The sequence below is a fragment of the Pseudomonas chlororaphis subsp. aurantiaca genome, from assembly GCF_013466605.1.
GTDB lineage: Bacteria > Pseudomonadota > Gammaproteobacteria > Pseudomonadales > Pseudomonadaceae > Aquipseudomonas > Aquipseudomonas chlororaphis_I.
This window is the reverse complement of record NZ_CP059162.1, coordinates 3,147,159-3,171,292: the sequence shown is the minus strand read 5'-3', so window position 1 is coordinate 3,171,292 and position 24,134 is coordinate 3,147,159. Positions and strand designations below refer to the sequence as shown.

Genomic DNA, 24,134 nt, shown 5'->3' with positions numbered 1-24,134 from the left:
CAGAGTCGCGAGGGCGGTAAACGGCTAGAACCCTTATCAGATCGAGAGAACGAATCGGCACTCGGCTCCCGCCTTGCCGTCTTCTGCGGATGGCTCCGGCAAGAACCCGCAGCGTTCCACCACCTTGGTCGAGCCGAGATTTTCCTTGTAGACATAAGCCACCAGCTGCGTCAGTTGCCAACGCGTCCGCGCTTGCTGGATCAGATGCCGCAGCGCCTGTGTCGCAAGCCCCTGGCCGCAAGCACTTTGGGCAATCCGATAGCCGACTTCGGCGGAACCCTGCGCGCTATCGATGTTTTTCAGGTTGGCGCGGCCGATGATTGTTCCGCTGCAATCCTCGATCACCCAGGGGTGCCAGGTGCCAGCCGCGAAATCGGCCAGGTAGCCTTCGATATGTTCGGCGACACCCTGCACCGAATAAAAAGCAGGGGCGCGCGCCTCGATATGGGATTCGAACCACTCACGGTTCCGGGTTTCGAAGGCCAGCAGCGCTTCAGTATCCGTATGGCTCAGCTCGCGCACTTTGAACGACTGCATGCACACCTCTCCTTTTTCTCATGGGTCATTGCCCGGACTTGCCCATCTGCTGGCCACTCCTGCGGGAACTTCAGGTGACTGGCCAGGTCGATAGCAGCCCCTTCATCGGTCATGACGGGACAGTGAACACACCCCCGGCCGAGCAACGCTGAAGACCTGTTTTACGCCAGTGCCGTCGATGATCAACCGAGTCTGCCCCCTGATGCCAACCAAGCGTTTTCTGCCAGGTCTGATCCTGGCGCTCTGCGCAGTCGCGTCGCATTGTTCGGTTGCGGCCGAGCGCAAAGCCTCTCAGCAAAGTAACACCGCATCAACCACCCTGATTGAATCTGCCTCGCAGCAGTATGCAGATGGCCAGTTGGACCAGGCCGCTGCCACACTGGAACGAGCCCTGCATATCCAACCGAACAATCCCGCGACCCTGCACTACCTCGGCGTGTTGCGTCTTCAGCAGGGGCAGTATCAGCAGGCTGAGGCGCTGGCGACGCGCTCCAACATGCGGGTCGGTCGCAACCTCGCGTTACGCAATCGCAACCTCCAATTGATCCAGGCGGCGCAGAAGGCCCAGGCGTCGAATAACCCACCCAACACCGACGAGCGCCTGGTTGCCGTACGGGAGGGCCTGGAAGAAGAGGTTAAAAGGCGCCGTGAAGCAGAAACTGTCGCCGCCGAGCAGCCCCCTCCGGACACTGAACGCCGCCCTGAGACCTTCACCCGCGAAGCGGCGGAGAGCACAGCAGACTGGCCAACGGATGACAGGCCAAGCCCCGAAGGGCAACTGCGAATGACGTCCGCCGAGCCAGCCTCCACGTACGACGAGATTGAGATTCCCCGTGGCCATCGACCGCCTCCGGGTAAATGTCGAATCTGGTTTCCCGATCGCCCGCCGGGGCATCAGCCCAAGCCCGGCAAATGCAAGAAGCTGCGCGATCGGGTTCCGTCCGGAGCTTACCTGGTACAGGGGTGAGTTCTGACCGCTCTCTGCCGATCATGCATAACACCCGGGAAAACCGGGGGCGCTTCACACCTCAGCCCTCGCCTCCCAAGGCACCATCTTCAACCTTCTCCAGGGCCAGGGCTTCGAGCAGCACCTGCTCCAGCATGGCAAAAAAACATTTGATGTGAGCCTGCTTCAAGGCCTGTGGCCGGGTCACCAGATAGACCTCCATATCGGGAAGCTGGAGCTCCGGGAACAACTCGATCAGGTCCTGCGCCAGCACACGCGGCAGCACGGCTACCCCAAGGCCTCGCCGCACCGCGTCCAGTTGCAAGGCGAACGAGTTCACGCTGATCTGCGCGCGCTCCAGGCCGGCGGCCTTGGCCACCCGCACTTGCGGCAACATGTCCAGCGGTGGCAGCAGGCCGATATTGACTGCCGAAGCCGGCGTCACCTGTGGAAAGCGCCGCAGATAATCCGCATCGGCGAAGACCCCGTAGGCGAGCCGGCCTATGGGTCGGTAAATCAGCGACGGCTCGCCCAGGTGGGCGGTACGCACTGCAATGTCGGCCACGCCACGGACGATCTTGTGAAAGTCGGCGGCCACCAGCAACTCCACCGTGCAACGCGGGTGAAGCGCGGTGAAGCGACTCGCCGCCTCCAGCACGCACGACGCAAAGCCCTCCCCCGCACTGACCAGGACACTGCCCGACAGCTCGGTGTCCAGCGCGGACAGGCCGGCAACGGTTTGCCGCCTCAAGCCCGCTTCCGCCGCCAGGGCCACTTCCACCAGGGACTGGCCCCGCGAGGTCAACCAGCACCCCTCGACGCCGCGCTCGACGAGCGGCTCGCCCAGGGCACTCTCAAGCTGAGTCAACCGGCGGGACACCGTAGACGCCGCGATCCCCAGCAGCTGGCCCGCTTGCAGAAAACTGCCACGCCGCGAGACGGCCAACAACAGGCGAAGATCGTCCCAATTCGCTTCCGACACCATGCTTCATCTCCTCCCTGCCTTGCAGATATGCAAAGCCATTATGCAGGAGCCGCTGTTTTTCGAGAGGGGGTCTCGACGGTATATCTACAGGCCCTGGAAACGAATGGAATGGACTGTATGCCGATTGGCCCCAACGACTATGCGCAACACGCCGCCAATGCCTTCAATCGCCGTGATGTGGAGGCGATGCTGGCGCTGGTGAGCGAAGACTTCACCTACCTCGATGGCGCGGGGATACAAGTGGGTCGCGAAGCCATGCGCCACCGAGAAATCGCGTTGTTCGAAGCCTTCCCCGATGCCCACGTGATCCTCAGCCCGTTCGCCGTCGGCGTCGATCGCCTGGCGCTGACGGCCATGCTCAGCGGCACCTTCGCCGCGCCCCTGGTGCTGCCGGGCCGGGTGATTCCACCCCATGGACGCTTTATTGCCGTGTACTACGCCGCCCACTTCACCTTCAAGGACGGCTTGGCCATCCATGAAGAGGTGTTCTTCGACAGCACGGTGCTGATGCCGTCAGCCGAACCGAGCGAGGGTTGAACCATGCGTCATGCATTCGTGACTGGCGCCACCGGTTTGCTGGGCAACAACCTGGTGCGGGAATTGGTCGCGCGAGGCTGCGCGGTCAAGGCCCTGGTGCGTTCAAGGGCCAAGGGTGAACAGCAGTTCAAGAACCTGCCGGGCGTGGAGCTGATCGTGGGCGACATGGGCGATGTCGAGGCCTTCGCCGCGGACCTGCAAGGCTGCGATACGCTGTTTCATACCGCGGCGTTCTTTCGCGACAACTACCAGGGCGGCAGCCACTGGCAGGAACTCGAAAAGATCAACGTCATCGGCACGCAGGAGCTGATCGCCCAGGCCTACCGCGCCGGTATCCGCCGGTTTATCCATACCTCTTCGATTGCCGTGCTCGACGGCGCGCCTGGCACCTCCATCGATGAGACCTGCCTGCGCGCCGACGCCAACGCCGATGACTACTACCGCAGCAAGATCCTCGCCGACCGAGCCATCCTGGCGTTCCTTGAGACCCATCCCGAAATGCAGGCCTGCATGGTCCTGCCGGGCTGGATGTGGGGCCCCGGCGACCTCGGCCCGACCTCCTCGGGGCAGTTGGTCAACGATGTCCTGCGCGGCAAGTTGCCCGGGCTGATCCCCGGCAGCTTTTCCGTCGTCGATGCCCGCGATGTGGCCCTGGCGCAGATTGCCGCGGCCAGGCACGGGCGCAGCGGTGAACGCTATCTGGCGGCGGGCCGGCATATGACCATGGCCGAACTGGTGCCTGTGCTCGGGCGTATCGCCGGGGTCAAGACACCTGCGCGCTACGTGCCGCTCCCCCTTCTCTACACCCTGGCGGCGGTGCAGGAGGTCTACGCGCGCCTGACCGGCAGGCCCATCCTGCTGAGCATGGCCACCTTGCGCCTGCTGGTACGGGAGAAGGACCGCACCCGCTTCAACCACCGCAAGAGCGAGGAAGAACTGGGCCTGACCTTCCGGGCGCTGGAACTGACGATCGCCGACACCGTGGCGTGGTACCGCGACCGCAACTGGTTTAAAACCCAGCGCGCAAGACCCACCCGCGTCATGGCCGAAGACTGACTTGTTGCAAATGGCGTGACCGTCGCGCCCGCAAAGCCGCTGGTCGCGCCTCGCATTGCTGCGGTTTCGTACTGGCATCAGAGCGATGTCTCGAGCGCTCGAAACCGCACTTAGCGTACCCTCTCCACAAGCTCCTCAAGGACGTAAAAGACTGTGAACAGGGAAATCATCCTGATGCGCCACGGCCAGCCAAAGCTGGCCGCCACCGACAAACTGTCCGCGCTCGATATGCAGGACTGGATCGAACAATACAACCGCTGCGAAATCACCCAACAACCCGTCCCGGAGGCCAGCCTGCAACTCGCCGCAACCGCCAGGGTGATTGTCTCAAGCAACGCGCTACGGGCGCTGACCTCTGTCCAGGCGCTTGGCCTGAAACCCGCCCTGGTCGACGCGCTTTTCGGTGAAGCGCAACTGCCTTACGGACGCTGGAAACGGCCACGGCTGTCGCCGTTTACCTGGGCATTTATCCTTCGGGTCCTGTGGTTGTGCGGCTACTCACCCAGCGTCGAATCCGTCGCCACTGCAAAGACCCGCGCCAACACCGCCGCGCAACGTCTTCAGGCCCTTGCCAGCGATGGACCGGTTCTGCTGCTCGGTCATGGCTTCATGAATCGACTGATCGCCAGGCAACTGGAGGCAGAGGGATGGACTCGCCAAGCACCTAATGGCGGCAGTCGGTACTGGAGTGCAACGGTGTATCGATATAGAGGTGTTTAAGCGGTGCCGTTGAGCGACAGAGCTGTCTAGTGCCGCGTTCACCGCCAGCCAGCGACGCGCAGCATTCCGGGCGGCCACTCAATGGCTATTTTTTCCCGCAGGTTTCCACATCGTCCTGACGGGTCAAGGCAGTGTCGATACCCAGCCGGTAGCGGCAGTAATCGATAATCCAGCGTCGCTCTTGCTCAGAGAGGCGCTCGACTCTCCTGATCTCGCCATCGTTGGCGTGCAGGTTGTAGAACTTCATCTGAACCGTCGGGTGCTGCTTTATGAAGACAATCGTCTCGATATCGCCATCCTCGAGCGCCTGGTAATAGCCGACATAGAACACCGCTAGTAGCGTCAAGGCGGTTGCGATCAACAGCGTTTTCATGAGCGCGGCATCGTTGGTAGCTGTTGGGTCTTCATCCTGATGTTCCTGGCCTTTTCGAGAGCGGCGATATAAGCACAAGATTGCGTAGCCAGGTACATCTCCTCCCGAACGACCTGCGACATTCTCGGCAGCTGCAAGGCGCGCCTGATCCTGCGCCCAACGGTAGCGAGCGGCGGCTGCGCCAATGGCTAATGGAAAACGGCTACCGCAGCCTCCGTGAGGACGTTTCGCACATTTTGCGAGGATACAGAACAACCTCAACGCTGCCTGTCGATGAATCCTCTACTGGCCCTTCATGCAGCAGCCGACCACTCTCCGATGCGTACAGGAAAATTCGGCCACCATTGCCTGCCTCACGCTTAGTAATTTTCGTGACCCCGTCGAACCGACAATTATCCGATCCATTCATCATTAAGACTGCAATTCTGTTTGATCGCAGGGGTAAGGCCTGCTGCCTTGTCTTGATAGGCTTTTGACCTTCGCTACTGCTCACTATCCGGGGATCTATCATGGCAAACCAAAGCGGCCGGCTTTCTTCGCGTGTGAGCGCCAACCAGAGCGCAAAGGGGCCGTTGATTTATCTGTCGCCCCGTTGCGCGCCTCTGAAGCCGTTAATACCCAAACAGCGACTTGCTCTCCAGGTATTCTTCAAACCCCAACGCCCCCCACTCACGCCCATTACCCGACTGTTTATAGCCGCCAAACGGCGCGGCCTGGTCGGCCCGGGCGCCATTGAGATGGACCATGCCGGTGCGCAATTGCCGTGCAACCCTGCGGCTGCGTTCGAGGCTGGTCGAGGTGACGTAACCTGACAAGCCGTAAGGGCTGTCGTTCGCGATGGCTATCGCCTCGGCTTCGCTGTCGTACGGCATGATCGCCAGGACCGGGCCGAAGATTTCTTCCCGCGCCACCAGCATGTCCGGGGTGACGTCGGCAAATACCGTAGGTTGCACGTAGTAGCCGCGCTCAATCCCTTGTGGTCGTCCCAGCCCTCCTGCGATCAATCGCGAACCCTCGGCGATGGCTTGGGCGATCATGGCCTGTACCCGTTCGAATTGCAGGGCATTCGCCACGGGACCGATGGCGGAGGTCGGGTTACTGTCGTCGAAGCACACCTGCGCCAGCACTCCCCGGACGATATCAATCACCGCCTGTTGTTGCGCGCGCGGTACTAGCAGGCGCGTTGGCGCATTGCACGACTGGCCGCTGTTACGGATGCACGCCTGTACCCCGTGACGCACCGCGCTAGGCAGGTAGGCATCGTCGAGCAGGATATTCGCGGATTTGCCGCCCAGTTCCTGGGACACACGCTTCACTGTATCGGCCGCCGCCTTGGCCACTGCGATGCCAGCGCGGGTCGAGCCGGTAAACGACACCATATCCACCTCGGCATGGCTGGCCAGCGCAGCGCCAACCCCCGGCCCATTACCGTTGACCAGGTTGAACACCCCCTTCGGCACCCCGGCCTCATGCAGGATTTGCGCGACGATATACGCTGACAACGGCGCACACTCACTTGGCTTGAGTACGACGGTGCAGCCCACCGCCAGGGCGGGTGCGAGCTTGCAGGTGAGTTGATTGAGTGGCCAGTTCCAGGGGGTGATCAGGGCGCACACGCCGATAGGCTCACGCAGTACCAGCGTCTGGCCCAGGCGCCGTTCGAAGCGGTACTCGCGCAGCACTTCCAGCGCCTGCGCCAGATGGCCCAGGCCTGCCGGGACATGCGCGCTTCGGGCCAGGGACAGCGGCGCGCCCATCTCCAGATGAACCGCCTCGATCAACGCCTCGCTGTGGCGTTTGTAGGCTTCGATGATGCGCTGCAGCAAGTCGATACGTGCCTCGAGCGAACTCGCGGCGAACGCCGGAAAAGCCTGCCGGGCAGCACCGAGCGCATGGTCTACATCGCGAGCGTCGCCTAGGATGATGCGCGCAACCCCCTGCTCGGTGGACGGATTTACCACTGTCTCGACGGTTTCGCCGTGGGGCTTGACCCAGGCGCCGTCAATGTAGAACTCAAACAAATCGTACATACCATCGACTCCCTTCAGGCAACCTGATTCAAGGCACCCGCCAAAGTGTTGAACACCTGGGCGATCTCGTGCTGGCTGATCACCAACGGCGGTGAAATCACGATGGTGTCGCCCGAACCGCGCACCAGTACGCCGTGCTCGAAGCACCACTGCGCAACTTCACTGCCACGCGCGCCGGCGGCACCGGGGCGCGGCTCGAGTTCGACGGCGCAAAGCAAACCGATGGTGCGTACGTCCAGCACCGGCCCCACACCCTGCAGAGCCAGCGCGGCCGACTGCCAGGGCCCGCTGACCGCGTTGACGTGTTGATTGATGCCCAGTTCGCAATGCACCTCGATGGTCGCCAGCCCGGCCGCACACGCCAGCGGATGCGCCGAATAGGTATAGCCGTGCATCAGTTCGATGACGTTCGCCGGCCCGGCCATGAACGCTTCGTACACCGCACCGCTTACCAGCACGCCGCCCATGGGCACGGCGCCGTTGGTCAGGCCTTTGGCGGTGGTGATCAGGTCTGGCGTTACGCCGAACGCCTGGGCGGCGAAGCTGGCGCCGATGCGGCCAAAACCGGTGATCACTTCGTCGAAAATCAGCAGCACGCCGTGCCGGGTGCAGATCTCGCGCAAGCGTTGCAGATAACCCTGGGGCGGCGGGTACACCCCGCCGGAGCCTGTCACCGGCTCCACGATCACCGCGGCCACAGTGCTCGGATCCTGAATGTCCAACAATTGTGTCAGCGCGTCGGCGTAATGTTCGCCCTGCTGCGGTTGCCCGGCGCTGAAACGCATACCCGCGTCGTAAGGCAGCGGCAGGTGTGACACTTCGCCCAACAACGGGCCGAAGTCACGCTTCTGCCGGCCGATACCCGACACCGACAGCCCACCGAAACCCATGCCGTGATAGCCCTTGGCACGTCCGATAAACTTGGTACGGCGGCTGTCGCCGCGGGCCTGGTGATACGCCCGGGCAATCTTCAACGCGGTGTCGACGGCCTCGGAACCTGAGTTGGTAAAGAACACCTGCTCCATGCCGGCCGGGCTGATGTCGATCAGGCGCTCGGCCATCTCCAGGGCGTGGGGGTGGCTCATCTTGAATGACGAGACAAAGTCCAGGCGCCCCGCCGCCTCGCGAATGGCCTCGACGATTTTCGGCTGGCCATGCCCGGCGTTGACGCACCAGAGCCCCGCCATTGCATCGAGTACACGACGCCCATCGGTGGTGGTGTAGTACATGCCGTCAGCACTGGCGAACATCATCGGTTGTTGCTGGAACTGGCGCATCGGAGTAAACGGTGCCCAGAACGCGCCACGCTCGGAACCTGTCGGGTTGGAAATATCGTTCATAGCGACTCCTGCAAAGCTGTTCTTGGATGGCCGGTCAGCGTCGGGCGCTGCAACGGGCCTGCGTTAACGTTGACGCTGCGGTCCACATACAACATGCCGCGCTCAATACGGCAGCTGACACGGTCACAAAACGCCATCTCGACAAACTGCCAGGTCATGCTTAACACCCCGTCGTCGGTCCAGCGCGCCTGCGCCACCACCGGGGTCAGTTCCGGCTGGTATTGGTGATGCAGATAATGGCCGGTCATGCTGGTCTGGCTTTCGATGCCGTTGGCCAGCCCGGCGCGAATGCAGTGGGTGCCACGGGGGTCGGTGAGGTAGAAGTCGCAATGGTCAGTGCCAAGCACCAAACGTATTTCGCTGACTTGATCTTCGTTGGCCTCCACCACAAACGTGCCGTTGAACTCGACGTGACGCGGCGAGGTCGACGCCCCTGAGAGGGACGGCCGCCGCTGGCTTGCCAACAGCGCCGCCAACTCGGCATCCGCCGCGCCGTCGGCGGGTACACCCAGCGCCGGCAACAGATGTTCCCAGAGCAGGCTGTGCAAGCGCCGCTCGCCCAAGGGCAGCCCGGCGGTAAACGCAATCACCGCGTTATGGCGTGGCAAGACGATGCACTGCTGGCCAAATACCCCGGAGGCGTAGTAGCCACCGTGCAGGGTCATCCACCACTGGTAGCCGTAGCCTTCGCGGCGCGTGACACCTGCGTCGCTCGAGTCGCGGCCCTGGTAGCACTTGCCGTCGAAGGCACCCATCCATACATCGTCGACATGCCCACGGGTGGCTTCGGCCACCCATTCCCGGGATAGCAACTGCTGTCCTTCCCAGTTGCCTTGTTGCAAGTGCAGCACACCGAACTTGAGCAAGTCCTCAGTGCTGCAACTCAGGCCATTGCCGCCAGTGTTGAAGCCACCAGGTGCAAGGTCCCACTCGATGGCACCCATGGCCATGGGTTGGAAGATACGTGCGTTGCACAGTTCAAAGGCGGTCTGGCCGCTGACCACGCTGACAATCGCCGAGAGCATGAAACTCGAGGCGCTGCTGTAGATAAACTGCTGCCCTGGTGGGTCTTCAACCGGTTCATCGAGGAACAGCTTGACCCAGCTTTCATTGCGCCCACGCCAGGCCCCGCCGGAAATGCCCTGGCGATGGCCGGTGCGCATGGTCAGTAAATCGCGCACGGTCATGGCTGCCAGGTTTGCGCTGATAGGTACCGGGCAATCTGCGGCAAAAAAGTCCACCACCTTGGCGTCCAGCGACAGCACGCCGTCATCCACCAACAGCCCGATGGCCATGGATACCCAGCTTTTGGTGACCGAATGCTGAACATGCAACCGATCGGCGCGATAAGGCGCCCAAAACGCTTCGGCCACTACCGCACCGTCGCGGTACAGCATGAAACTGTGCAACTCCAGGCCCGCAGCGTTCACCGCATCAATGAAATCACTCACGCCACGCGCCGATACGCGTTGTTGGCTGGGCAGTGCCCGCCGCAACGGCAAACTCGTCATCTGATCTATCCCCTCATTTCCACTGCCTTGGCGTGCAACAGGCTGACCCTGTTGCACGCCGTTACTGCTACCAGAGCGCCACGGTGTAACCCAGGATCACTCGGTTTTCGTTGGTGTCACGGGTGAAGTTGCTGGTGGCGCTGGCGTTCTGCCAACGCAGAGACACATCCTTGAACGTGCCGCTTTGCACGACGTAGCCGAGGCTGAAATCGCGCTCCCACTCGCGCCCTTCGCCCTTGAATCCGATGACCTTGGCGTTGTCGCCCGTGGCATAACGCGTCGAGAACAGCAGGCCCGGCAGGCCCAGCGAGGCGAAGTCATAGTCATAGCGGGCATGCCACACGCGCTCGCCGGTCTGGGAGAAGTTGGCCAGCTGGTACTCGGTGAACAGGTAGGTGTTAGTGCCGTCCACGTAGGTGAACGGCGTCGAGCCGTATTGTTCCTGGTAACCGCCGCTGAGGTTGTGGCCATAGAGGCTGTAGCCGATACGGGTACTCAACGCACGGTTATCCACCTTGCCGGCCAGGGCCGCAGCGTCTTCACTGGCGTTGAAGTAACGAATGTCGGTCTTGAACGTACCGGGGCCCCACTTGAAGCTATTTTTCAAACCCAGGTAGTGCTGTTGGTAGAGGCCTTCCAGTTGTGCGTACTGATAGGTAACGACCGTGGTTGGCGTGAGCTTGTACTCGCCGCCGGCGTAGCGGAACTCATCACTTTTGGCGCTGCTTTTGTAGGCGCCGTACTGGCTGGTAAGGCCCATGTCCTCGTAGTGGGTCGAGTCGCGTTGCTTGACCTGGTCCAGTTGGCCCACGGTCAGGGTCAGCTTGTCGATGTCCTTGGAGGTGAGCGCTGTGCCACTGAAACTCTGCGGGAACAGACGGCTGAGGTTTGGTTGCAGGGTGGGCAGGTCCGGCACCATATAGCCCACACGCAGCTCGCTTTGGGCCATACGCGCCTTACCGGTGATGCCGAGTTTGGAGTAATTGTCATGGGCACGGCGTGCATAGCTGGGAGAGCCCGGTTCGGCCACGCTCGAGCGCGCCAGCAGCCCGGTGCCGGAGTTATCCGGGCTCGAGTCGAGCTTCACGCCCAGCATGCCGACCGCGTCCAGGCCAAAACCCAGCGTGCCGTCGGTAAAGCCCGATTCGAGGTTGAGAATAAACCCCTGCGCCCACTCGGCGCGCTTGTTCTGTCCGCTGGACTCGCGATAGTCGCGGTTGAAGTAATAGTTCTTCAATTCAAGCGAGGCCTTGCTGTCGGCGACAAAGTCGGCCTGGGCAAACAAGGGCATGAAACCGACGCCCATGACGCTGGCACTGGTGACAACTTTGTTGATGCGGTTATTCATGTGTAGGTTCCTGGCAGACAGGTTGAGTGGGGTTGTTTTTGTTTTCTTCGGCCATGGCTTCGCCCGCCTCGCCAATCACCGATTGACGAAGGGTTGGGTTTCAAAACATGGCCTGGGGTGCAGCAGTACCTAAATCACACCGGCGCGGAGGCGGTAACTGCCATCCGCACGTTTCTCCAAGGGGCTGGCCGCTGCGAGCAGCCGGCGGGTATAGGGATGTTGTGGGGTGTCGAAAATGGTGTCGCGCGGCCCCATTTCAACCACTTCGCCCTGGTTCATCACCGCCACGCGATGAGCGATGCGCTCCACTGCCGACAAGTCGTGGGAGATGAACAGGCAGGCGAACCCGTATTGGCGTTGCAAGCGCTCGAACAACTCAAGAATCTGCTTTTGAATGGTCATGTCCAACGCCGAAATCGGCTCATCGGCAATCACCAGCTTGGGCCGCCTGACCAGCGCCCGGCCAATCGCCACGCGCTGGCGCTGGCCACCGGAGAGTTGATGGGCAAAGCGCTCACGGAACTGCTCGGGCAAGCCGACGTCAACCAGGGTCTCGGTGACCCGCTGACGTTTTTGCGCGGCCGTCAGCCCCGGCTCATGGCGCAGCGGCTCGGCAATGATCTGGCCGACGGTCATGCGTGGATCGAGGGAAGAATACGGGTCCTGGAAAATCATCTGGCATTGCAGGCGGTGTCCACGGTTGGCGGCCTTGAGGATATCCACGCCCTGGAACAGGATGGCCCCAGCGCATGGCGCGACCAACCCGACCACTGCACGCCCGAGGGTGGTTTTGCCCGAACCGCTGCCACCGACCAAGGCCAAGGTCTCGCCCGGTGCAATGCTCAGGTTCACCGAATGCACCACGCGCCTGGGTACGCTGCGCCCCCAGAAACTGCGCGGCCCCGGGTGTTCGATGCACACATCCCGGACCTGTAACAACGCGTTGTCGGTGGCCGGCAATGGCACCAGCTCGCCGCGCCGTGGCAGCGCTTCAAGCAACTGCCGGGTGTAGTCGGCCTTCGGCGCGAACAGGATGTCTTCGATACGGCCCTGCTCCACCGCCTTGCCCGCACGCATCACCACTACCTTGTGGGCATAACGCGCCACCAGGGACAGGTCGTGGCTGATGAACAAAATCGCGGTGCCTTGCTCGCGCGTCAGCTCCAGCATCAACTCGATCACGTCCAGTTGTGCCAGGCAATCGAGCGCCGTGGTTGGCTCGTCAGCGATCAGCAGCGCCGGACGCAGCAACATCACCGAGGCCAGCATGATGCGTTGGCGCATGCCGCCGGAGAACTGGTGCGGGTAGGACCCCAGGCATTTCTCGGCATCCTTGATACCGATGCGTTGCAACATGGCACTGCAGCGCTCGCGGATCGTCGCCGCATCCAGCGCGGTATGCAGCTTGAGCGCCTCGCTCATCTGCCGGCCAATCGTCAGCGCGGGGTTGAGCGAGACCATTGGTTCCTGGAACACCATGCCGATCCGCGCACCGCGCACTTCACGCATCGCCTTGGCATTGCCGCTGTCCAGCGGTTCGCCCTGGAAGGTGATGCGTCCACCACACACCTGCATCGGTGCCGGCAGCAAGCCAATGGCAGCGCGTGCGGCCATGGTCTTGCCGCTGCCCGATTCGCCTACCAGCGCGACGATCTCGCCAGGGGCCATGGTGAAGCTGAAATCATCGACGGCCAGCGGACCGTCTGCACCGACGCGAATCTGTAGATTTTCAACGGCCAGTAATGGCACTGGAACACTCATGCTCATTTCCTCATGCGCGGGTCGAGACGATCACGCAAGGCATCGCCGAACAGATTGATAGCCAGCAACGTCAGGCTGATAAAAATGCCCGGGAAGATCCCCAGCCACGGCGCCGTCGAGATGTAGGTGCGGCTCGCCGAGAGCATGCTGCCCCAGGTCGCGGCCGGCGGCGGTACGCCCAGACCAAGGAAGCTCAGCGCACTCTCCGAGAGCAACGCCCAGCCGAACATGCTCGTGCCCAGCACACACAGCGGCGCCAGACAGTTGGGGGTGATATGGCGGAACATGGTGTACAGCTCGGAGTTGCCGATCACCCGAGAGGCCTCGATGAACTCCAGCTCACGCAACGACAACACACTGCCCCGCACTACCCGCACCACTGACGGGGTATAGGCAATGCCCAGGGCGAGCACGATGCCGTACTGGCTGGCACCAATGATTGCCATGATGCCCAGGGCCATGAGAATGCCCGGAAACGCCAGCAGAGCATCGTTGAACATCATCAGCACGCGGTCGGTCCAGCCGCGCAGGTAACCGGCAAGCATACCGATTACCGTGCCGCAGATAACCGCCACGCTCACCGAGAGCAGGCTGATCCACAGGCTGGTGCGTGCACCAATGATCAATCGACTGAACACGTCACGGCCGAATTCGTCGGTGCCCAGCCAGTGCACAGCATTTGGCGCGTGCAGGCGCGACAACAGGTCCAGCTTGAGCGGGTCATAAGGTGTCCACACCACGCCGAGCAACGCCAGCAATACCAGTGCCGCGAGTAAGCTGCCGCCGATCAATGCATTCAACGGCGGGTAACGCCAGGCACGTCGAGGCTGGTTATCCAGCCCTGCCGGCAAGGCAGGAGTCTTGAGGTTCATAGCTTCACCCTTGGATCGAACAGCGGATACAACAGATCCACCAACAGGTTGACCAACACGTAGATGCAGGTGACCAGCAGCAGGCAACCCTGCAGCACCGGGTAGTCACGGGAGAAGATCGCATCGACCATCAAGCGGCCAATACCGGGCAAGGTGAATACGGTTTCCAGTACCGCAATGCCGCCGAGCAAATTGCCGAGAATCAGGCCAATCAAGGTCCAGGTGGGCGCGAACGCATTGCGCAGAGCGTGTTTCCACAGCACCGCCCCTTCCGATAACCCCTTGGCCCGAGCATGGGCGATGTACTCCAGGCGCAGCACTTCGATGGTGCTGGCCCGCGCCATCCGCGCAATGGCGCCGAACTCCACCAGGGTCAGGGTGATGATCGGCAGCACCACATAGGTCAACGCTTTCATCGGGTCGCTGGCAAAGCCGACGTAACCGATCACCGGCAACCAGCCGAGCTGAATGCCAAACACATAGAGCAACAACAAGCCCAACCAGAAACTCGGCACCGACAGCAGCAACGTCGCCGTAGCCACCAGGCCCAAGTCCAGCGCACTGTTTTGCTTCCAGGCAGCGAGCAAACCCACCGGCACCGCGAGCAGGGTCGCCAGTAACACCGCGACGAGCACCACTGTGGCGCTGACGCTGAATCGTTCGATCAGCAACTCCAATACCGGCTGGCGGCTGCTGATGGACATCCCGAGATCGCCACTGAGCACCGACTTGATCCAGATCAGGTACTGGGTCACCACCGAGTGGTCCAACCCCAGGCTGCTGCGCATGTCGGCAAGGCTTTGCGGGTCGGCCATGTCGCCCAGCATCAACAACGCCGGGTCGCCGGGGATCAGGCGAATCAAGGCAAATACAATCACCGAGATCAACAGAAGGGTCGGCACCGCCATGCCGAGCCTGTGCAATATGAATCGAAACATAGCGGTACGCCTTACTTGGAAGTGTCGGCCAGCTTCACGCCCCACAGGCGCGGTTTGGCAACGGGCCAGGAGCGATAACCTTCAACGCGCTTACCCATGGCGCCGATGGCGGTACCGTTGTAGATGACCACCATCGGTACATCCTTGAGCATCAAGGTGTGTAGCTTGTCGAACAGTGGCTGGCGCTTGGCGGGGTCAACCTCACGCTGGGCCTCGCGCAATATCGCCAAGGCTTCGGGGTTGTCCCAGACCTTGCGCGGCTCCTTCTGTTTGTCGCCGATCACTGATTCGTAGCTCTGCGCCGCATCGAAACGCCCCGAATAGGAGAAGGACATCATCTGGTAGCTGCCGGTCTGGTAGCGCTCCAGCTGCGTGCCCCACTCCAGGGTTTCCATCTCGATATTCAGCCCCGCCGCCTGAGTCATGGCCTGGCTGAGCAACCCCATGTCGAACATCTGCGGGTAGCGCTTGTTGACCAGCATGCGGATTTTTTCGCCGCCGTAACCGGCCTCTTTCAACAGGCGCCGGGCCTCGTCGAGGTTGTAGGTGTAGCCCTGGTGCGCGGTGTCATCGTAGTACGGGCTGGCGGTGGGGATGACCGAGTTGTTAACTACCGACAAGCCATCGGACAAGGCCGCCACCATCTGTGCGTAATCCAGGGACAACGCCACCGCGCGACGAATGCGTACGTCCTTGAGCAACGGGTCACGGGTCTGGAACAGCAGGCCGCTGATGGTCATGATCGGGCTGACCTGGATCTGCAGATTCTTGACCTGCTTGAGTTGTGCGGCGTCCATCGCCGTCACGTCCGGCAGCAGGTCGACGCCACCCGAGAACAGCGCGGCCTTGGCCGAGGCCGAATCGGGGATCACCTCGAAACGCACCTTGTCGACAAACGCCTGCTTGTTGCCGGTGTACCCGTCCGCCTCGGCCTCGGCACGCGGCGTGTATTCCTTGAAGCGATCCAGTTCGACGTACTGGCCCTTCTGCCATTTGCCCAGGGTGAAGGGCCCGGTGCCAATCGGTGCACGCCAACTGCCATCGGCGGCCAGGGAGTCCGGGTGCAGGATGCCACTGCCGGCACAATCCGGGCGAGCCATCGCGGCGAGGAACAAACCGTTGGCCTGGTCCAGCGTGAATACCACGGTTTTCGGGTCAGGGGTGGCGACATCGACAATCTTGGCTGCGCCACGCCCGTCGAACTCCGCCAGACAACGCCACTGGGTCTTGGGGTCCAGGTAGCGCTGCCAGGTCCATTGCACATCCTTGGCCGTCAACAGCTGGCCATTCTGGAAGTGCACGCCGTCTCGCAGGCTGAAGGTGTAGCGCAGGCCGTCCGGCGAGACAGCGACTGCACTGGCCAGCATCGGCGCGATGCTGGTGTCTTCGCGATACGCCACCAGCCCTTCGACGATATGCATCATCACCGCATCGGTATTGTCGTCACGGTTGACGCCCGGGTCGGTGCTGCGGATATCACCATTGAGACCAACGCTGATGACCTTGTCTTGCGCGACGGCCATGGAAAAGGTGCACGCCGACATCGCGACGGCCAGTGCCGTCTTTACGTAACTATTCACGGGAGAAAGACTCCTTGAAGAAATTTTCCGGTCAGTGGCGAGGGCCAAGGCAGGACCGGCATCAGAATGAGTGAATCCTTGGTTATTGTTATACGGCCTGTTCTGAGTGCATCTACCAGCGGTGTATCAGCCAAGGCTGCGCTTGCGGCGCAACACCTTGGCGAAGAAGTCCTGGGCAGCCGGCATGGCCTTGATGCCCTGGTGCGCGACGTTGGGCAACAGGTCGAAGTGCACTTGCACGCCGGCGGCTTCGAAACTCGCCTTCAAGCTGGCCAGGCGCTCCGGGCGCGTGCGTCCGGCAGCGTTGGCACCGGCCATGTAGTATTTGCCCCCTTCGCGGTGGGTGATTTCCCAGGTTTCGAGGTCTGAATCGCCGACCACCATGTGCACCGGCAGTTGCTGCAAGGCTTGCAGGTTCAACGGTTTGCCAAAGCGCGTCGCGAAGTCCCGCACGCCGACCCACCAGTCCTGCTCGGAATCGAGCAAGGTCACCGAGCCCGGCGCACCGATGGACGCCGCCCAGAGTTTCTCGGGGTGCAGGTAGCAGAACCGGTGGGTGAATTGTCCGCCGCCGGAATAGCCGAACAGCGCAAAGGTATCGAAGCGACGACCGTAGCGCTTGCCGACGCTGGCGATCATGTCGAGCAATACTTGGTCGTAACGGATATCGCCCTCGACCAGTTGCTTGTAGCCATCGCCGTTGCTGTCACCCAGCACGCCGACCGGGAACAGTGGCGACAGGATCACACAATCGTTCCAGCGGCCAAACTCCGCGAAGCCATTGCGATAAATCTCCATCGCACGGGTCGAGCCGTGCAGCGACACCACCAGATCCACTGGCCGGGAGCTGTCTTCGATGGTTTCGGGCACATAGAGGGTGTAGGCAAAACGGCTGTCCTCGCGGTGCGAGTACACCGTGGTAGCGCCGAGGTGATACACGTTTTTGGCCGCACGCAAGGCCGCGTCGATGGGGTTGGTATCTGGATTGCTCATGTGGAAAGTTCGCCGAGTCAGTTCGGACTTGAGTATTGGTCGGGCGCTATAAAAAGAAAAACTAATTAAACTTTATCCAGGGCAAACAAAACCTTTACGATCAAGCTCTACCCATGGCTGCGAGTTGACCCATGAGCAACATTCGGTTTTTCAAGACGTTTATCGCCGTCGCCGAGTACGGCAGCTTTGCCGCCGCTGCCGACCGCGTGGCACTGACCAACGCCGCCGTCGGCCAACAAATGCGCGCACTCGAAGAGGAAATGCGCCGGCCGTTGTTCGACCGCAGCCAGCGGCAAATCAAGCTGAGCCGCGATGGTGTGTTATTGCTGCCCAAGGCCAAGCGTCTGCTGGCGGACTACGAGCAAATGATCACCGAAGCCCCCGACGGCGAGGCCATGGAGGGCGAAGTGTCGATCGGCGGCATTACCTCTGGCATGGGCCTGCTCGCCAATTGCCTGGTGCAACTGAAAAAGCTGCACCCCAGGATATCGGTCAACCTGATGACCGCCCGTTCCGACGAAGTGGTCAACCTGGTGCAGGCCGCCAAACTCGACGCCGCGCTGCTGATCGAGACCGCGCGGCAAAACTTCGATGGCTTGAGTTGGACCCTGCTGTACAACGAACCGATCGTCATGCTCGCCAATGCCACACAGACCGCCGGCATCAACGATGCAGTGGAGTTGCTGAGAACCCAGCCGTTTATTCGCTACGACAGGTCCACGGCAGTGGGTCGCAAGGTGCAGTCGATCATCAAGAGTGAATCGGTCGAACCGCTGGAGATCCTGGAACTGAACTCGATCATCGGAATCGCCGACCTGGTGCGCCAGCAAGTCGGGGTGGCGATTGTGCCGCTGCTGAAAAATTTCGACTGGCACAAAGACCCAAGCCTGCGGGTGCTGCCGTTGCCGGGCGACCTGGCAGTACGCCGGGTGGGGATATTGGAACAAGGCACCAAAAGTGCGATTACAGGGGAAATTCGCAAGTTGCTGATGTCGGCTGTGGCAAAGTAACCCTTCCCTTAGCGCGGTTCATTAGTGTCTGTCATCGGGAAAGGCCGTGAACTGCACCCCTGTCTCTCTGGAAGGACTTCCCGCACTTGTGGAGCAAGCACCTTTCGACCCCGAAATGACGTTGACGACTGGCCATTCAGGGTCAATGCAGCCGTTCGCAACAGGCCGCAATTGGCCGATTGCTGCCCTTCGCAAATGATTGCTTCGAGGGTGTTTGCGGTCTCTCATTAGAAACCGCAGACGTTCAATTGAGGGTGTAATCAAATGCCCGTAAGCCCCAGCCCCTCCTGCTCACCCCCTCCCCCACAAGCCCGCAACTGCGCAATATCCCGCTTGGGCGCCAAGCCAAACAACCGGCTGTACTCCCGACTGAACTGCGACGGGCTTTCATAGCCGACCTTGAAGGCGGCACTCGATACGTCCAGGTGTTCGTTCATCATCAGGCGTTTGGCTTCGGTCAGTCGTAGCCATTTCTGGTATTGCAGCGGGCTCATGGCGGTGAGTTGGCGGAAGTGGTGGTGGAAGGTGGGCGTGCTCATCTGCACGCGGGACGCGAGTTCATCGACGCGCAGTTGCGCGGTGTAATTCAGTTTCAGCCAGTCGATGGCCCTGGCGATGCGGTGGCCCTGGCCGTCGACGGAGGCGATCTGCCGCAGCCGCGCGGATTGGTCGCTCATCAGCAGGCGGTAGTGGATCTCGCGCTGGATCAACGGGGCCAGCACCGGAATGGCTTCGGGCTCGTCCAGCAATTCCAGCAGGCGCACGAACGAGGTGAGCATGGCCGATGTCGCGGTGCCGATGCCCACGCCCTTGCCTGTGCTTCGATCGCGAGGTTGCAGCAGCCCGCCCTGGGCGGCCAGTTCCGCCAGCATGCGCGGGTCGAGCTTGAAGCCCAGCCCCAGGCAGGGTTGTTCCAGGCTGGCCGCCGTCACCTCGGAATTGGCTGGCAGGTCCAGTGAGGTGACGAGAAAGCGCGAGGTGTCGTAGGGGTAGGCTTCGCCGCCGACCCACAGCTGTTTCGCCCCTTGGGCAACGAGGATGATGCTCGGCTCGACCATGCACACAGAGGGCGGTGAAGGGATGTCGCGGCGAAAGAAACCCAGGCCGGGGATCGCTGTCGAGCAGTCTCCCGAGTGTTTGATCCGGGCGCCAATGATGCGCGCGAGGGTTTCCTGGGGCGTTTGGGTGTGAGTGTCGTGTTTGCGTGTCATGTCGGTGTGTACCCTCCTCGCCAAACGTTAACCCGGCCCTTGCGGGCGTCCTACCGAAAAAAGCAAAGTCCAGAGAATCGGGCAAGAACTCCAGCGTAATGCACTACAGGCTACTTGGGCCTGGCCGGGAAAATGACCGTCCAACGTAACGCTGGATGGAGTGTGCAATGTTAGTCAACGCCTATGGCGCCCATGCGGGCGACCAACCTCTTCAACCACTGCAGATCACCCGCCGCGCCCCCGGCGCCCATGACGTGCAGATCGACATCGCCTTCTGCGGCATCTGCCACTCGGACCTGCACCAGGTGCGCGCCGAGTGGCAAGGCACGCAATTTCCCTGCGTGCCCGGGCACGAGATCGTCGGCCGGGTCGCGGCGGTCGGCGCCCATGTGCACGGTTTCCGCCCGGGCGACCTGGTCGGCATCGGCTGCATCGTCGACAGCTGCAAGCACTGCGCCGACTGCGAGGACGGCCTGGAGAACTACTGCGACGGCATGATCGGCACCTATAACTTCCCGACCCCGGATGCCCCGGGCTGGACCCTGGGCGGCTACTCGCAACAGATCGTGGTCCACGAGCGCTACGTGCTGCGCATCCGCCACCCCGAGGAACAATTGGCCGCCGTCGCGCCGCTGCTGTGCGCGGGCATCACCACCTATTCGCCGCTGCGCCACTGGAACGTCGGGCCCGGCAAGAAGGTCGGCGTGGTCGGCATCGGTGGCCTGGGCCACATGGGCATCAAGCTGGCCCATGCCCTGGGCGCGCACGTGGTGGCCTTCACCACCTCCGACTCCAAGCGCGAGGCCGCCCTGCAACTGGGCGCCGACGAAGTGGTGGTGTCGCGCAACGCCGAGGAAATGGCCACCCACGCCAAGAGCTTCGACCTGATCCTCAACACCGTCGCCGCGCCCCACGATCTCGACGCGTTCCTGGTACTGCTCAAGCGCGACGGCACCATGACCCTGGTGGGCGCCCCGGCGACGCCCCACGCCTCGCCCAATGTGTTCAACCTGATCATGAAGCGCCGGACCCTCGCCGGCTCGATGATCGGCGGCATTGCCGAGACCCAGGAGATGCTCGACTTCTGCGCCGAGCACGGCATCGTCGCCGACATCGAACTGGTGCGCGCGGACCAGATCAACGACGCCTACGAACGCATGCTCAAGGGCGACGTCAAGTACCGCTTCGTGATCGACAACGCCACCCTCGCGGGCTGAGCACGGCAATCGCCTGATCCCGAGCCACCTTAAGTAGTCCGGTGGGTGCCCAGGTTGGGCCCCCTTTGCTTCGCGGTGCCGGTTCCGGTGCCGCGTTTTCCCCGGCCGCGACTGGACCTGCTCCAGCGCCGGGGCGGCTGACAGGCAAGGCTGTCGGTCCTCATTCACGCACCTGCCGTGCACCCACTTATGAACCGAAGCGCCCGCAAGATCCGGCCCACAAGGCTGTCGGTCAGCACGGGTGCTTCCAGCCACACAGGAAACCTGTCTCCATGACTGCTATCTTCCACGCCGAATCGCCCGAGGGCCGGCACACCTGGGGCGCCGTGCTGGCCATGGCCCTCGCCGCCTTTGCCCTGGTGGCCTCCGAGTTCATGCCGGTCAGCCTGCTGACACCTATCGCCGCGGATCTGCAGGTCAGCGAGGGGCAAGCCGGCCAGGGCATTTCCATCTCCGGCCTGTTTGCCCTGTTCACCAGCCTGCTGATCGCCTCGGTGGCGGCCCGGGTCGATCGCAAGCGGCTGCTGTTGTCCCTGACCCTGTTGATGATCGTCTCCGGAACCGTGGTGGCATTCGCCCCGGACTACCTGAGTTTCATGGCCGGTCGCGCGCTGATCGGCGTGGCGATCGGCGGTTTCTGGTCGCTGTCGGCGGCCACCACTATGCGCCTGGTGCCACAGAACCAGGTACCGCGCGCCCTGGCCATCGTCAACGGCGGCAATGCCCTGGCGACCGTGATCGCCGCGCCCCTGGGCAGCTTCCTCGGCTCCCTGATCGGTTGGCGCGGGGCGTTCTTCTGCGTGGTGCCGGTCGCTGCCCTCGCCGCCGTCTGGCTGCTGGTCAGCCTGCCGCCCCTGAAAGCGCAGCCGGCCGCCGGCACCGGCAATGTCTTCAGCCTGATGAAAAGAATCCCGGTGGCCCTGGGCATGCTGGCGGTCAGCCTGTTTTTCATGGGCCAGTTCATGCTGTTCACCTACCTGCGGCCCTTCCTGGAAACGGTCACCCAGGTCCAGGTATCGACGCTGTCACTGATGCTGCTGGTAATCGGCGTGTCCGGCCTGGCCGGCACCTTCCTGATCGAAGCCTTCCTGAAAAACGCCCTGTATCGCACGCTGATCATTATCCCGCTGATGATGGCGGCGATCGCCATGGCCCTGGTGGCGTTTGGCGCTTCGGTGTCGGTCACCAGCGTCCTGCTGGGCCTCTGGGGATTGGTGGCGACCGCCGCTCCGGTCGCCTGGTGGACCTGGCTGACCCGCGCCCTGCCGGACGATGCGGAAGCCGGTGGCGGCTTGATGGTGGCGATCATCCAGCTGGCGATAACCGCGGGCGCCACGATGGGCGGCCTGGCCTTCGACCTGAGCGGTTATCAGGCGACCTTCGAACTGAGCGCGGCAGTGCTGGTGGTGGCTGCCGTGCTGGCGGCATTGGTGGCCCGCGCCGCCACGCGTGCGCCTTTCCGGGCATCGAACGTGGCGGCGTGAGTTGGATGCAACGGGTCAGGATCATGAGCACTTGCTGGAAGGCGATTTTGGGATGGATGCAAGCGTTCGCCATGGCCCACCGTTCGACCTAAACAATGAACGGACTGTCTCAGCGGCTGATGAGGTAGAGCCGAATAAGGCCTTCCGCCTAAAGAGCTGTCTTTGACAACTGCCTTTGCCCTGGTTTAAAAGCCTAGCCTCTCGATAACGATTGAATCCATGTCATTTACAGGCGCCAAAAAGCAATATGATCGACCCTCAAGAAATCGAAGACATTGAGTCTCTTGAATCACAATTGCTTGGCAAGGGAATTTCAATTAATGACATGGTGCGCCACTATGCAAAACTCCTGCTTGAACTTGTCCAGAATGGAAAACTAAAAAACATCTCTGACGAAAAACTTCAAGAGATGGCTGGCTATTTGAAACAGGCCATTGTCCCTGGAACACTGGAGTCCAATGAGAGCCTGAGGCAAGAATCCTTTCTCAAGCTATGGCCCATGGAAAAAACATATCGCGAGTCGGACCCGGCGTGCTCCGCCCTGGCTCGCAGTGTCATTTGCTGTTTTGGCAATGAAAGCGATTGGCTACGCGATAACTCGGGTGAAGAAACTCCGCTATTTTATTTTTATCTTTATTTGAAGAACCTGGACCCGGACGCGGCGCAAGCGTTTTTCAAGTACTTTCAAAAGTTATGTCCCCCTCAAACGCTTGCTCGTTCCAGATCGAAGTATTCCGAGGCATTGCCTAACATGCAGAAAGATATCTGTGAAAAATACGGACTACCTGTACTGCCTCCAGACGAGATGGTCGCCATTGCGATTGCCACGCTGGGCCAGTCACCTATTTATGGCACACGAATTTCGCTGCCGGAGGGCGGTAATGTCAGTTGGTTTATTCACTGTGGAGAACATTCGAGCGCTGATGATTTTTATCAAGCGGCTCACACTGAGCATCTAAGGGAAATGCTGCCACAGGTGATGAATTACCTCTGCCTACCCGCTGGCGCCAGGTTCATTATCGACAACGAAGGCTACGAAGATGTTTGGATGGAAGCTGACAGCGAGTGAAAATCATTTAACCGAGATGGTTCACTAGCCCCTCTGGGCGATCCTTGCCAGCAAGGGCTTCCCGAAGGAGAATGGCGGGCCTCTAATAACCGTCATATTGCAGTGGTAGCACCGGGGTTTACCCTCGATTCAGACTAATTCATACAACAAGGCCACATGGAAAGTGAAAGTACTATTCATCGCTTCGCTAGGAATTCTAGCGCTCGTTCAAACACCCCTGTCCTTCGCGGACAATGCCAATGGGAAAACACTCTACTCACAGAGATGTGCCGTGTGCCACGGAGCCGATATCAAGGGAACCGGCCCCTTGGCCAATAAAAGCAACCCGCCAACACCCGACCTTACAACATCCACTTTCAAGAAACGGCTCAATGATTATCCGGGCGTTATTGTGTCATCGATCATACTTCGTCCAAATGGAGACCTGATTCCAAGAACCTTGCAAGAGAACGGTGTAAAGATACCGCCGCACGCTTGGAGCATTAAGGATCTGCGCGACCTGCATCAATACATGACGGGTGTTATTTCAAAAAATCGATGATTTTGAGATGAGATGTGGGCACAGAAACCCAAGAGCCATTTCAGGGTTGGTTGCAAGCAAATTATTCAGCAAAGA

General features: G+C 61.3%; 22 protein-coding genes. 9 read left to right on the top strand and 13 right to left on the bottom strand.

Annotated features, from left to right (window positions below; translation table 11 throughout):
• Window positions 1-36 precede the first annotated feature (36 nt).
• A complete protein-coding gene (locus H0I86_RS14495; RefSeq protein ID WP_180925547.1) occupies window positions 37-537 on the bottom strand; it encodes a GNAT family N-acetyltransferase in 501 nt (166 codons plus the stop codon).
• A gap of 202 nt (window positions 538-739) precedes the next feature.
• Between H0I86_RS14495 and H0I86_RS14490 the strand changes: the two genes are divergently transcribed.
• Complete coding sequence (locus tag H0I86_RS14490; RefSeq protein ID WP_180925546.1) at window positions 740-1,504, top strand: tetratricopeptide repeat protein; 765 nt, start codon at window positions 740-742, stop codon at window positions 1,502-1,504.
• Window positions 1,505-1,565: 61 nt separating this feature from the next.
• Here the strand turns inward: H0I86_RS14490 and H0I86_RS14485 are convergent, their stop codons facing one another.
• The gene (locus tag H0I86_RS14485; RefSeq protein ID WP_180925545.1) at window positions 1,566-2,468 is read right to left on the bottom strand and encodes a LysR family transcriptional regulator; all 903 of its coding nucleotides are present in this window, start codon (window positions 2,466-2,468) and stop codon (window positions 1,566-1,568) included.
• 117 nt (window positions 2,469-2,585) lie between these two features.
• Between H0I86_RS14485 and H0I86_RS14480 the strand changes: the two genes are divergently transcribed.
• The 3 genes from H0I86_RS14480 (at window position 2,586) to H0I86_RS14470 (ending at window position 4,781) form a co-directional block, all read left to right on the top strand.
• On the top strand, window positions 2,586-3,005 hold the full coding sequence (locus H0I86_RS14480) for an ester cyclase (RefSeq protein WP_180925544.1): 420 nt from the start codon (window positions 2,586-2,588) through the stop codon (window positions 3,003-3,005).
• Between the two features lie 3 nt (window positions 3,006-3,008).
• Complete coding sequence (locus H0I86_RS14475; RefSeq protein ID WP_180925543.1) at window positions 3,009-4,061, top strand: SDR family oxidoreductase; 1,053 nt, start codon at window positions 3,009-3,011, stop codon at window positions 4,059-4,061.
• A 174-nt stretch (window positions 4,062-4,235) separates the two neighbouring features.
• The gene (locus H0I86_RS14470; protein ID WP_180925847.1) at window positions 4,236-4,781 is read left to right on the top strand and encodes a histidine phosphatase family protein; all 546 of its coding nucleotides are present in this window, start codon (window positions 4,236-4,238) and stop codon (window positions 4,779-4,781) included.
• 85 nt (window positions 4,782-4,866) lie between these two features.
• On the opposite strand, the gene H0I86_RS14465 is transcribed toward H0I86_RS14470, so the two are convergent.
• The 10 genes from H0I86_RS14465 to H0I86_RS14420 form a co-directional block, all read right to left on the bottom strand.
• A complete protein-coding gene (locus H0I86_RS14465; protein ID WP_038583621.1) occupies window positions 4,867-5,154 on the bottom strand; it encodes a hypothetical protein in 288 nt (95 codons plus the stop codon).
• A gap of 611 nt (window positions 5,155-5,765) precedes the next feature.
• Entirely contained in the window at window positions 5,766-7,184 is a 1,419-nt protein-coding gene (locus H0I86_RS14460) for an aldehyde dehydrogenase family protein (protein WP_180925542.1), read from the bottom strand.
• 14 nt (window positions 7,185-7,198) lie between these two features.
• Window positions 7,199-8,524 carry an omega-aminotransferase AptA gene (gene aptA, locus H0I86_RS14455; RefSeq protein ID WP_180925541.1) on the bottom strand — a complete coding sequence of 442 codons (1,326 nt, stop codon included), beginning with the start codon at window positions 8,522-8,524 and terminating at the stop codon, window positions 7,199-7,201.
• Entirely contained in the window at window positions 8,521-10,035 is a 1,515-nt protein-coding gene (locus H0I86_RS14450) for a serine hydrolase domain-containing protein (protein ID WP_180925540.1), read from the bottom strand. The genes aptA and H0I86_RS14450 overlap by 4 nt, the downstream gene beginning before the upstream one ends.
• A gap of 67 nt (window positions 10,036-10,102) precedes the next feature.
• The gene (locus H0I86_RS14445; protein ID WP_180925539.1) at window positions 10,103-11,383 is read right to left on the bottom strand and encodes an OprD family porin; all 1,281 of its coding nucleotides are present in this window, start codon (window positions 11,381-11,383) and stop codon (window positions 10,103-10,105) included.
• 129 nt (window positions 11,384-11,512) lie between these two features.
• Window positions 11,513-13,144, bottom strand: coding sequence for an ABC transporter ATP-binding protein (locus H0I86_RS14440; RefSeq protein WP_180925538.1), 1,632 nt, complete (start codon window positions 13,142-13,144; stop codon window positions 11,513-11,515).
• A gap of 2 nt (window positions 13,145-13,146) precedes the next feature.
• Window positions 13,147-14,016, bottom strand: coding sequence for an ABC transporter permease (locus H0I86_RS14435; RefSeq protein ID WP_180925537.1), 870 nt, complete (start codon window positions 14,014-14,016; stop codon window positions 13,147-13,149).
• Window positions 14,013-14,954, bottom strand: coding sequence for an ABC transporter permease (locus H0I86_RS14430; protein WP_180925536.1), 942 nt, complete (start codon window positions 14,952-14,954; stop codon window positions 14,013-14,015). Before H0I86_RS14430 ends, H0I86_RS14435 begins: the two co-directional genes overlap by 4 nt.
• Window positions 14,955-14,965: 11 nt before the next feature.
• Entirely contained in the window at window positions 14,966-16,534 is a 1,569-nt protein-coding gene (locus H0I86_RS14425; RefSeq protein ID WP_180925535.1) for an ABC transporter substrate-binding protein, read from the bottom strand.
• 126 nt (window positions 16,535-16,660) lie between these two features.
• Window positions 16,661-17,527: an alpha/beta hydrolase family protein gene (locus H0I86_RS14420; RefSeq protein ID WP_180925534.1), complete on the bottom strand. Its 867-nt coding sequence runs from the start codon at window positions 17,525-17,527 to the stop codon at window positions 16,661-16,663.
• Between the two features lie 131 nt (window positions 17,528-17,658).
• On the opposite strand from H0I86_RS14420, the gene H0I86_RS14415 reads away from it, so the two are divergent.
• Entirely contained in the window at window positions 17,659-18,537 is an 879-nt protein-coding gene (locus H0I86_RS14415; protein ID WP_180925533.1) for a LysR family transcriptional regulator, read from the top strand.
• Between the two features lie 260 nt (window positions 18,538-18,797).
• On the opposite strand, the gene H0I86_RS14410 is transcribed toward H0I86_RS14415, so the two are convergent.
• Window positions 18,798-19,748 (bottom strand): AraC family transcriptional regulator, encoded by a 951-nt coding sequence (locus H0I86_RS14410; RefSeq protein WP_180925532.1) that lies wholly within the window; start codon window positions 19,746-19,748, stop codon window positions 18,798-18,800.
• Window positions 19,749-19,915: 167 nt separating this feature from the next.
• Here H0I86_RS14410 and H0I86_RS14405 point away from each other — a divergent pair, with 167 nt between their 5' ends.
• The 4 genes from H0I86_RS14405 to H0I86_RS14390 all read left to right on the top strand — a co-directional run bounded on the left by H0I86_RS14405 (window position 19,916) and on the right by H0I86_RS14390 (window position 24,059).
• On the top strand, window positions 19,916-20,965 hold the full coding sequence (locus tag H0I86_RS14405; protein ID WP_180925531.1) for an NAD(P)-dependent alcohol dehydrogenase: 1,050 nt from the start codon (window positions 19,916-19,918) through the stop codon (window positions 20,963-20,965).
• Window positions 20,966-21,237: 272 nt separating this feature from the next.
• Window positions 21,238-22,449: an MFS transporter gene (locus H0I86_RS14400; RefSeq protein ID WP_180925530.1), complete on the top strand. Its 1,212-nt coding sequence runs from the start codon at window positions 21,238-21,240 to the stop codon at window positions 22,447-22,449.
• A gap of 247 nt (window positions 22,450-22,696) precedes the next feature.
• Window positions 22,697-23,518: an immunity protein Imm33 domain-containing protein gene (locus H0I86_RS32360; RefSeq protein WP_308416479.1), complete on the top strand. Its 822-nt coding sequence runs from the start codon at window positions 22,697-22,699 to the stop codon at window positions 23,516-23,518.
• Window positions 23,519-23,681: 163 nt separating this feature from the next.
• Window positions 23,682-24,059 (top strand): c-type cytochrome, encoded by a 378-nt coding sequence (locus H0I86_RS14390; RefSeq protein WP_180925529.1) that lies wholly within the window; start codon window positions 23,682-23,684, stop codon window positions 24,057-24,059.
• The last annotated feature ends 75 nt before the right edge of the window (window positions 24,060-24,134 follow it).